11 protein-coding genes are annotated in these 9,708 nt (G+C 70.3%); 7 read left to right on the top strand and 4 right to left on the bottom strand.

Annotation, left to right across the window (positions count from 1 at the left end; translation table 11 throughout):
- The 6 genes from rplQ to glmM all read left to right on the top strand — a co-directional run.
- The coding region (gene rplQ, locus VG296_RS33050) for a 50S ribosomal protein L17 (RefSeq protein WP_349259730.1) at positions 1-470 on the top strand (470 nt) is incomplete at its 5' end.
- Between the two features lie 73 nt (positions 471-543).
- Entirely contained in the window at positions 544-1,362 is an 819-nt protein-coding gene (truA, locus tag VG296_RS28645) for a tRNA pseudouridine(38-40) synthase TruA (protein WP_325571385.1), read from the top strand.
- Between the two features lie 93 nt (positions 1,363-1,455).
- The gene (locus tag VG296_RS28640; protein WP_325571383.1) at positions 1,456-2,262 is read left to right on the top strand and encodes a hypothetical protein; all 807 of its coding nucleotides are present in this window, start codon (positions 1,456-1,458) and stop codon (positions 2,260-2,262) included.
- A gap of 240 nt (positions 2,263-2,502) precedes the next feature.
- Positions 2,503-2,946, top strand: coding sequence for a 50S ribosomal protein L13 (gene rplM, locus VG296_RS28635; RefSeq protein WP_325571381.1), 444 nt, complete (start codon positions 2,503-2,505; stop codon positions 2,944-2,946).
- Positions 2,947-2,966: 20 nt separating this feature from the next.
- Positions 2,967-3,470, top strand: coding sequence for a 30S ribosomal protein S9 (gene rpsI, locus VG296_RS28630; RefSeq protein ID WP_349259729.1), 504 nt, complete (start codon positions 2,967-2,969; stop codon positions 3,468-3,470).
- 133 nt (positions 3,471-3,603) lie between these two features.
- Positions 3,604-4,950 (top strand): phosphoglucosamine mutase, encoded by a 1,347-nt coding sequence (gene glmM, locus VG296_RS28625; RefSeq protein WP_325571379.1) that lies wholly within the window; start codon positions 3,604-3,606, stop codon positions 4,948-4,950.
- Between the two features lie 67 nt (positions 4,951-5,017).
- Here the strand turns inward: glmM and VG296_RS28620 are convergent, their stop codons facing one another.
- On the bottom strand, positions 5,018-6,241 hold the full coding sequence (locus VG296_RS28620) for a sensor histidine kinase (protein WP_325571377.1): 1,224 nt from the start codon (positions 6,239-6,241) through the stop codon (positions 5,018-5,020).
- Between the two features lie 187 nt (positions 6,242-6,428).
- Between VG296_RS28620 and VG296_RS28615 the strand changes: the two genes are divergently transcribed.
- Entirely contained in the window at positions 6,429-6,965 is a 537-nt protein-coding gene (locus VG296_RS28615) for a hypothetical protein (RefSeq protein ID WP_325571375.1), read from the top strand.
- Here VG296_RS28615 and VG296_RS28610 read toward each other — a convergent pair.
- From VG296_RS28610 to VG296_RS28600, 3 genes are all read right to left on the bottom strand, one after another.
- The gene (locus tag VG296_RS28610) at positions 6,941-7,801 is read right to left on the bottom strand and encodes a GNAT family N-acetyltransferase (RefSeq protein ID WP_325571373.1); all 861 of its coding nucleotides are present in this window, start codon (positions 7,799-7,801) and stop codon (positions 6,941-6,943) included. The two genes, VG296_RS28615 and VG296_RS28610, sit on opposite strands and share 25 nt — an antisense overlap.
- A 198-nt stretch (positions 7,802-7,999) precedes the next feature.
- On the bottom strand, positions 8,000-8,713 hold the full coding sequence (locus VG296_RS28605; RefSeq protein WP_325571371.1) for an ABC transporter permease: 714 nt from the start codon (positions 8,711-8,713) through the stop codon (positions 8,000-8,002).
- 10 nt (positions 8,714-8,723) lie between these two features.
- Entirely contained in the window at positions 8,724-9,650 is a 927-nt protein-coding gene (locus tag VG296_RS28600) for an ABC transporter ATP-binding protein (protein WP_349259733.1), read from the bottom strand.
- Positions 9,651-9,708 lie beyond the last annotated feature (58 nt).

Genomic DNA, 9,708 nt, shown 5'->3' with positions numbered 1-9,708 from the left:
AGGCCAAGGCCCGTCAGCTGCGCCCGTTCGTCGAGCCGCTGATCACCAAGGCCAAGAAGGGCGACCTGCACGCGCGTCGCCAGGTGGCCGCCACGCTGGAGCTGCGCAACACGCCGTTCTACAGCGGTCGCGACACCCTCTTTAAGCTGTTCGAGGAGATCGCGCCGCGGTACGCGGCCCGTCCGGGTGGTTACACCCGCATCCTCAAGCTCGGCCCGCGTCGCGGCGACAACGCCCCGATGGCGATCATCGAGCTCGTCGAGCCGCTGACGGTTGCTCAGGAGGCCACCCGCGAGGCCGAGGCCGCGACGAAGCGCGCGGTCAAGGAGACCGAGGCGAAGACCGAGACCGCGGCTGAGGCCGAGGTCGCGGACGCCGCCCCGGCAGCGGACGAGGCCACTGAAGCCGAGGCCGTCGCCGAGGCTGAGGTCGAGGTCGAGGACGCCAAGCCGGAGTCCGAAGAGGCCTGATTGTCGGCAGTACGTTGAAGGGCGCCGCCCCCGGGACACCGGAGCGGCGCCCTTCTTCCTTGGAAGGGCATCGATGATCCGGGTACGACTCGACCTGGCGTACGACGGCACCGAGTTCGCCGGCTGGGCGAAGCAGCGCAGCGGCGTGCGCACCGTGCAGCAGGTCCTCGAGGAGGCGCTCACGGCGATCCTGCGGGTGTCCGAGCCGGTGCAGCTCACCGTCGCGGGCCGCACCGACTCCGGCGTGCACGCGAGCGGCCAGGTGGCCCACTTCGACCTCCCGGAAGGCGTCTGGAGCGCGCACCGGGAGAAGCTGCTGCGCCGGCTGGCCGGAAAGCTGCCGATGGACGTGCGCGTCTACCGGGCGGAGGAGGCGCCCGAGGGCTTCGACGCGCGCTTCGCCGCCGTCTCCCGGCGCTACATCTACCGGGTCTGCGATTCGCGCGAGGGCACGCTGCCCACCCGCCGCGCATTCGTGCTCTGGCACAACCGCCCGCTCGACCTGGAGTTGCTGGGCGAGGCGTCCCGGCTGGTGCTCGGCGAGCACGACTTCGCCGCGTACTGCAAGAAGCGCGAGGGCGCCACGACCATCCGTCGGCTGCTCGACGTGCACTGGGAGCGCACCCGGCCGGACGAGGTCGAGGCGACGGTCGAAGCGGACGCGTTCTGCCACTCGATGGTCCGCGCGCTGGTCGCCGCGCTGCTGATGGCGGGCGACGGCCGGTGCGCCCCCGAGTTCCCGGCCGAGGTACTGGCGAGCGGGCAGCGGCACTCGTCCGTCAACGTGCTGCCGCCGCACGGGCTGACCCTCGAGGAGGTGCGCTATCCGTCGGCGGCCGAGCTCGCGGCCCGGGTGCTGGAGACGCGCCGCCTGCGTACTCTCGGTTGCTGAGCGGTATCAGAGTTCGTAGGGGGTTGCTCTCAGGGTCCTGTGCCGATAGTCTCCGCTCCCTGCGGTGTGACTAATCTTCGGGGAGGGTTCTTCGTGGGCAAGGGCGCCCGGCGGATCACGCGCTGGTCCACGGCGATCGTCCTGGTGGGGGCGGTCTGCGCGGGAACAGCCGAGACCGCGTTCGGCTATGCGGACGGCGGCGTGAACATCCCGGACTCGACGTTCCGGCAGGGCACCGGAACGCAGCAGGTCGCGGTCTCCGTCGGGCACGGCGTGGTCGGCACCGACCAGACCCTCATCGTCTGGCCGTTCTACTCCTCCGACTACCACTGGCTGGTGGGTGTCGCGGCGGATCCGGGCACCGGCGCCACCTGCTCGTACGACGTGGGCCAGTGGCAGTGCGTGCCGGGCCGCGGCGGCTGGCTCGCCGGGAACCTGCACGTGCTGGTCGACACGGCCAAGGCGATGGACTGCGGCCTGCACGCGGGCGTGTGCCAGAACGACGAGATCAACATCCAGTCGCTGCCGGACCCGGGGGACCGCAACGGGCTGCCGGACGGACAGCCGCTCTCGGTGCTCGGGAACGTGCTGATCATGCCGGACTCGGTGCCCTGGCACGGACCGACCCCGCAGCCCGCCTACCGGGAGCCGCTCGCGACCTCGTCCGCGTCCGGGCAGGTCGCCGGGGTGTCGGCCACGCCGACGCGGACGACGCCGGTGACGTCGACCTCGCCCGACCCGGCGACCAGCATCGCCGCCGTGAACACCTCGCTGACCAGCACGCCGGACGCATCCCCGACCGGCCTCTACCTCGCGCTGGCGATCCCGATCCTGCTCGGCGCGGGTGCGCCGCTCGCCTACCGGATGCGCAAACGGCGGCGCCAGGCGTCCGGCGAGTGACCTGCGGCTGTGCCGTTTTGACCGATCCGGTCCGCGCCGGGTACCTTGGTTGACGTTGTGTTTTCCCGCGCGATTGCGATGCGCGCCCGGACTTCTCTCCGTACCCCTCGGGGCTCGGGGACAAGAAACCGGGGGGCTCGGTGCCTGATGCCGTAGGTGTCTGACGCTGTCCGCCTACGGAATCACCGTCCAAATCCACGGAGTCCGTGGATACCGACATCGAGTGAAGGCATACGACCCGTGCGTACGTACAGCCCCAAGCCCGGCGAGGTCGAGCAAAAGTGGTACGTCATCGACGCCACTGACATCGTCCTCGGCCGGCTCGCCAGCCAGACGGCCATCCTGCTGCGCGGAAAGCACAAGCCGCAGTTCGCCCCGCACGTGGACACCGGTGACTTCGTCATCATCGTCAACGCGGCGAAGGTCCACCTGTCCGGGAACAAGCGCGAGGACAAGCTCGCCTACCGGCACTCGGGCTACCCGGGCGGCCTGCGTTCCGTGAAGTACGGCGACTTGATCGACAAGGACCCGCGCAAGGCGCTCGAGAAGGCCGTGCGCGGCATGCTTCCGCACAACAGCCTCGGTCGCGACATGCTCAAGAAGCTCAAGGTCTACGGCGGACCGGACCACCCGCACGCCGCACAGCAGCCCGTCCCGTACGAGCTGTCCCAAGTCGCTCAGTAACGATCAAGGAGTTTGCGGCAGTGTCCGAACTGACAGCCGAAGTCGAGACCATCGACGAAGAAGAAGTGGTCCCCGAGACCTACACCACGGAGACCGCTCCGGCCGCCGACGCCCCGGTGCGTCGCGCCGCGAACCTGGTCCCCGCCGGCGGCACCGGTCGCCGTAAGGAGGCCGTGGCCCGGGTGCGCATCATCCCCGGCACCGGCAAGTGGAAGATCAACGGTCGCACCCTTGAGGGGTACTTCCCGAACAAGGTGCACCAGCAGGAAGTCAACGAGCCGTTCCACGTGCTCGAGCTGGACGACCAGTACGACGTCATCGCCCGCATCAACGGCGGCGGCATCTCCGGCCAGGCCGGTGCGCTGCGCCTGGGCATCGCCCGCGCGCTGAACGAGGCCGACCTCGAGGCGAACCGCGCGACCCTGAAGAAGGCCGGCTTCCTGACCCGCGACCCGCGGGCCGTCGAGCGCAAGAAGGCCGGTCTCAAGAAGGCCCGCAAGGCACCGCAGTACTCGAAGCGTTAATCTTCGAATACGCACGAGCGGCGCTCTGCCGTTTATCGGCAAGTCAGACAGCCCCATCGTCCGTCTCACGGCGTACGGTGGGGTTGTCTCTTTCGCATGAGCTTCCACCACAACAGCTAAGGGGTCCGCTTCCATGGCCCGACTTTTCGGAACCGACGGGGTACGCGGGCTGGCGAACCGCGAGGTCACCGCCGAGCTCGCGCTCGACCTGTCGGTCGCCGCGGCGCACGTCCTGGCCGAGCGCGGCGAGTTCGCCGGGCACCGGCCCAGCGCGGTCATCGGGCGTGACCCGCGGGCTTCGGGGGAGTTCCTCGAGGCCGCGGTGGCGGCGGGCCTGGCCTCGGCCGGAGTGGACGTGGTGCGCCTCGGGGTGCTGCCCACGCCCGCCGTGGCCTACCTGACCATCGCGCTGGAGGCCGACTTCGGCGTGATGCTCTCGGCGAGCCACAACCCGGCGCCGGACAACGGGATCAAGTTCTTCGCGCGCGGCGGGCTGAAGCTGGACGACGAGGTCGAGGACGCGATCGAGGCGCGGCTCAAGGAGCCCTGGGAGCGTCCGGTGGGGGACGGCATCGGGCGGATCACCGACCTCGCCGACGGCGTCGAGCGCTACGTGGACTACCTCGTCGGCACGGTCCCGAACCGGCTCGACGGCCTCCGGGTCGTCCTGGACACGGCGCACGGCGCTGCCTCGATCGCGGCCCCCGCGGCGCTGCGCAGGCTCGGTGCCGAGGTCATCACGATCGGTGACGCGCCGGACGGGCTGAACATCAACGACGGCTGCGGCTCGACGCAGCTCGAACTGCTGCGCGCGAAGGTGGTCGAGCACGAGGCGGACCTCGGCGTGGCGCACGACGGGGACGCGGACCGGATGCTGGCCGTCGACTCGGCCGGCGAGGTCGTGGACGGCGACCAGGTCATGGCGATCCTCGCGCTCGCCCTGCGCGAGCGTGGCGCGCTGGCCGAGGACACGGTCGTCGCGACCGTGATGGCCAACCTGGGCTTCAAGATCGCCATGGAACGCGCGGGGCTGAATGTGGTGCAGACGGCTGTCGGCGACCGCTACGTCCTCGAGGCCATGCGCGAGGGCGGCTTCGTGCTCGGCGGCGAGCAGTCCGGTCACATCATCATGCACGAGTACGCCACCACCGGTGACGGCATCCTGGCCGGCCTGCACCTGCTCGCCCGCGTCGCCGAGAGCGGCAAGCCGCTGACCGAGCTCGCCGCCGTGATGCGCAAGCTGCCGCAGGTCATGGTCAACGTGCGCGGCGTCGACAAGTCGCGCGTGGGTTCGAGCATTGAGCTCGCCGACGCCGTCAGCGCCGCGGAGCTGGAACTCGGCGAGCGCGGCCGCGTCCTGCTGCGCCCCTCCGGCACCGAGCCCCTCGTGCGCGTCATGGTCGAGGCGGAGAGCCAGGAGAAGGCCGACCTCGTCGCGCACCGCCTCGCCGGAGTGGTGAGCAGCGCGCTGGGGTCGTAATTTCCGACTCGCGGGCCGCGGGGTTGCCGTCGGCCCTGTCGACGGCGCCCCACAGCCCGACCGACGATCACGACTCCAGCGGCAAGTCGGCGGCGACGATCCACCGGTCACCTACGACGCCCGCGTCGAGGGTGCCGCGGAGCAGTTTGAGGCGCTCGCGCATGCCGGTGAGGCCGTAGCCGCCGTTGACCGTCTGCAGCATCGGGACAGGGCCGGGGCGCGGGGCATGGGCAGCGGGATCGGCGTCGGCCATGGCGGGATCGGCATCGGGCATGGCGGGCGCGGCGGCGGTGGGGAGGTCGTTGGCGATGGCCAGCCGGACGGCGTGGGGCGTGTAGACGAGGCGCATCTCGACCTCCGCGGCGGGGGCGTGCTTGGCCGCGTTGACCAGCGATTCTTGGGCTGTTCTCAGCAGGGCGACGGTGGCGTCCGGGGGGACGGGGCGCGGCTCGCCCTGGATGTCGCAGTGCACGAGGACGTGGCGGCGCTCGGCGTGTTCGGCGGCGGCCCGGGCCAGTTCCTCGTGCAGCGGCAGGGTGTCGGCGCGCAGGGCGTGCACGGCGCGCCTTGTCTCGACCAGGCCCTCGGAGGCCATCCGCTGCGCCTTCTCCAGAGCGTCGAGCGCGCCGTCGGTGTCGCCGCGGTCGGAGATCAGGGCGCGGGCGACCTGGATCTGGATGCCGAGCGCGCCCAGTGAGTGCGCGAGCACGTCGTGGATCTCGCGGGCCAGCCGGGCGCGCTCGTCGAGCACGTCGGCCCGGCGCTGCTCGACACGCAACCGCTGGTGCTGTTCCAGCAGGGCGGCGGCCTGTTCGGCGCGGATCCGGTAGTCGGCGCGGCTGCGGCCGAGCATCATGCCGACGATCAGCAGCAGCGGGAATCCCCCGAAGGTGCCGATGCCCTCGTCGAACGCGATTCCGCCGATCTCGCTGACCAGCGTGCCCAGCGCGGCGATGGCGAGTGCGGTGGTCAGGCTCAGGTCGGCGACCGCGGCCTGGATGCCGCTGACCGCGAAGATGATCATGTAGGTGCCGTTGCCCGCCGCCGAGGCGCCGAGGCAGGCCGCGGCGACGATCAGCAGCAGCGATCCGGACCGCAGCAGCCGGCCGGTGCGCTCGGGCGGCAGTTCCGTCTCGCTGAGCGCCAGCAGCAGCTCGCCGACGCAGAGTCCTGCGAAGGCGAGCTGCTGCGTCGCGGCTCCGCCAGGCACGGTGGCCGGGTGGAGGAAGATCAGCAGGCCGACGACGATGAGCCCGACGAGGCGCGTCGCCCAGATGGAGGCTCGGAGCATGCGCCCAGTATCCGCCTCGGCGCGGGACGGGCGGAACGAACCGTGGGTGGAGACGGCGGGTGGAGGCGGGGTACCAGGGCGGCGCGTGCGGAGTCATACCAGGTCCCGAACCGCAGGTTGATCCGGCGCGGGGCGTTCGGCGGAAGAGTCGGTGGCGTCACCAAGACCCCGAACGAAGGAGACTCCGATGCTCAGCGCACTCACCCAGGCCGAGATCATCAACGCCGCCGTCCTCACCGTGACCCTGCACAGCGACCTCGGCCCGCACAAGAAGATCGGCGCCTTCCGGCTGCTGCGCCCGGCGATCCTGTCCGCGGCCATCGTGCCGCTGTTCATCGACTCGCCGGTCACGCACGGCAACGGGCTCGCCGTCGAGTTGGCGGGCGTCGCGGCCGGACTGCTGACCGGACTGATCGCGATCACGCTCGTGAAGGTCTCGCGCAGCCCGAAGACCGGTAAGCCGGTCAGTTCGGCCGGCTGGCCGTACGCGCTGCTGTGGATCGTCATCGTCGGCGCCAGAGCCTTCTTCTCCTACGGCGCCGACCACCTGTTCTCGAAGCAGCTGACCGACTGGTGCATCGCGCATCAGGTCACGTCGGCGGCGATCACCGACGGTCTGATCTTCATGGCGATCGCGATGGTGCTCACCCGCACGGCCGGACTGGCGACCCGCGCCGCGCTGCTGCCGTCGCAGAACACTCAGTCCGTGATGGCGAATTCATAACCGGGCCACTGGACCAGCGGTCGATAGCCCATCGCCCGATTGACCGCGAGCATCCACTTGTTCTCATCGTCGTTGTACGTACTCACCACCCGTGTGCTCGGTCGGTCCTCCAGCACCCACAAGCTCGCCGCGGCCTTGATGCGCAATCCAAGGCCGTGGCCGCGGTGGTTTCTGGCCACTCCGGTGTCCCAGATCTCGACGAGCTCCGGCTCGTCCGGGTAGCCGGCGATGACGTTGAAGCCCGCGACGTTCCCGTCCGGATCCAGCGCGGCCTGCACATACCGGCGTACGCCGATCTCCCGCATCAGCTCCTCGCCGAAGCGCAGCCGATCGATCGATTGCTTGTCCCACTGGTACTCGAAAGTGCCTTGCGGCTGGTCGGCCATCGCGTCCAGCGCCGCGCAGTACGACTCCGCGAGCTCGTCCGGACAGTGCCCGATCCAGCCCACCAGCGTGTACCCGCCGTTCTTCGCGGACGGCTCGGCCCACGCCTCGTACCGCGCCCGGTCGATCGCGCTCAAGTCGAGCGTGGAGAGGATCGAGGTGTCGGTGAGCGTGCCGCCGTGCGGTTTCACGAACGGCGCCGGGACCATCGTGTTCGGCAAGCCCACCGCCAGACGCTTGCGCCCGAGTTCCGCGTTCTGCCGCATGAGCGCCTCGAACAACGCCGTCTCGGCGCCGCGACCGCGCGCTGCCGCCGGGACCTGGATGTCGGCCCAGGTGAGGTCCAGGTTCTTCGTGAGTTCGAACCCGTACGTGGCCATGCCCTCGGCCTCGGACGCCTGCTCGTCGGCGAAGACGCCGAACACGATCGTCTGTTGTCGATAGCCGTTCATGCACGAATGGCGAAGCCTGACCCTCCCGGGCGTGGGAAGGTCAGGCAGGTAGTCGGTCCGCCACTGCTCGAAAGCCGGCGCGACGGCCGCCAGGTCCTGCGGGTTCTCAACGGGGTCCAGTCGTCTGATCTGCATTCAGCCAGGACAGCACCCGCGCGGCGGCCGTCGCCACTGATTTATCCGGTCCGGCTCCCCGCCTCAGTCCGCCCGCACGACGAAGGCGCTCAGCCGCTCCGTGGCGTACCAGACGGTGAGCACGACCGCGATGACCGCGAGGACGATCGACGGAGTGAACGTCAGGTGCGAGTCCAGGTTGCCGTTGTCCGACACGCTGTGCGCGATGCCCAGCGACCACTGCTCGATCGACAGGTACTTCGCGCCGCCGACCAGGGTCGCGATCAGCTGCTCCCACAGCGCCACGTACGCCAGCGAGTAGATCACCGGGTGCCGCAGCGCCGCCGAGAACAGCACGAACAGGCAGGAGTAGACGATCGAACCGAGGATCGCGCCGAGGAAGCAGCCGATGGCCAGCTTGTGCGGACCCTGCGCGATGATCCCGGCGATCAGCACCGGAACCGCCGCGAACAGCATCGTGGTCAGCGCCGAGACGGTGATCTTGGAGACGATCACGTCGCGCCGCGGCACGGGGGTGGCCAGCAGGTGCAGCACCGAGTTGTCGTCGATCTCCGAGCCGAGCACCGAGGTGCCCACGAGCAGCGCGGTGAGCGGCACGACCGCGCCGACGCCGACCCGGCCGAGGACCAGCGCGGGCCAGTCGGACACCGTGCCGTGGGCACCTTTGAGCGAGAGGGTGATGATGACGAGCACGATCGCCGGCAGCACGAAGAGCAGGGCCCGCCTGCGCCCGAACAACGCCCGGAAGCTGATCCAGGCGACGGTGGAGTTATACATATCCGGCTCCTTAGGATCCGACGAGGTAGGCGAACACGGATTCCAGCGACTCGTCCGAGGGGACGACCTCGCGCAGGCCGATCCCGGCGGCGCGGCTGACCTTGGCCAGTTCCCGGGTGAAGGTGCCGTGGTCGCTCGCGTGCACCTCGAGGCCGGCCTTGGTCACCTCGACGCCCTGCACGGCGTCGCTCGCGATCAGCACGCCGGCCAGCGCACGGTCGTCCGTGCTGCGCAGCAGGAACACGTGCGGCCGGGTGGTCATCAGCCGGCGGATGGTGCGGTAGTCGCCCGAGGCGGCGAGCCGTCCGGCGACCACGACCTGCACGGTGTCGGCGAGCTTCTCCACCTCCTCCAGGATGTGCGAGGAGAACAGGATCGTGCGGCCGCTCGCGCCGAGTCCGCGCAGCAGGTCCATCATGTGCATCCGCTGCCGCGGGTCCATGCCGTTGAACGGCTCGTCAAGCAGCAGCACCTTCGGGTCGTGCACCAGCGCGGCGGCGACCTTGGCGCGCTGCCGCATGCCCTTGGAGTACGTCTGGATCGGCCGGTCCGCGGCCTGCGTCATCTCCACCAGTTCCAGCGCCCGCTCGGCCGCGGCCTTGGGGTCCGGCAGCTTGTGCAGCTTCGCCGAGGCCGTGACGAACTCACGGGCCGTCAGGAAGGCGTAGACCGAGTCGCGCTCCGGCACCAGGCCGACCGTGCGGAACACGTCCGGGTGCCGCCACGGGCTCACGCCGTCGATGGTGACCGAGCCGCGGGACGGGGAGAGGAAGCCGGACAGCAGGTGCAGGATGGTCGACTTGCCGGCGCCGTTCGGCCCGAGCAGGCCGGTCACGCCGGCGCCGAGCTCGAGTGAGATGTCGTTGACCGCGACCACGTTGCCGTACCAGTGGGTCACGTGGTCGAAGCGGACGATCAGCGGACCGTCCGTCTCGATCGGCGCGACGGGCGCCGCCGTTTGCTCGATCGCGCTCACGCCGCCACCTCGCTGCGCT

It is taken from the genome of Actinospica sp., assembly GCF_035552695.1.
GTDB lineage: Bacteria > Actinomycetota > Actinomycetes > Streptomycetales > Catenulisporaceae > Actinospica.
The sequence above is the reverse complement of the archived record's forward strand: the minus strand, read 5'-3'. Positions and strand labels throughout refer to the sequence as shown.

Bases quoted from the DNA above. Each gene is read 5' to 3' on its own strand.
- truA (WP_325571385.1), top strand. From the start codon at position 544: ATGATCCGGGTACGACTCGACCTGGCGTACGACGGCACCGAGTTCGCC.
- glmM (WP_325571379.1), top strand. From the start codon at position 3,604: ATGGCCCGACTTTTCGGAACCGACGGGGTACGCGGGCTGGCGAACCGC.
- VG296_RS28620 (WP_325571377.1), bottom strand. From the start codon at position 6,241: ATGCTCCGAGCCTCCATCTGGGCGACGCGCCTCGTCGGGCTCATCGTC.
- VG296_RS28615 (WP_325571375.1), top strand. From the start codon at position 6,429: ATGCTCAGCGCACTCACCCAGGCCGAGATCATCAACGCCGCCGTCCTC.
- VG296_RS28610 (WP_325571373.1), bottom strand. From the start codon at position 7,801: ATGAACGGCTATCGACAACAGACGATCGTGTTCGGCGTCTTCGCCGAC.
- VG296_RS28605 (WP_325571371.1), bottom strand. From the start codon at position 8,713: ATGTATAACTCCACCGTCGCCTGGATCAGCTTCCGGGCGTTGTTCGGG.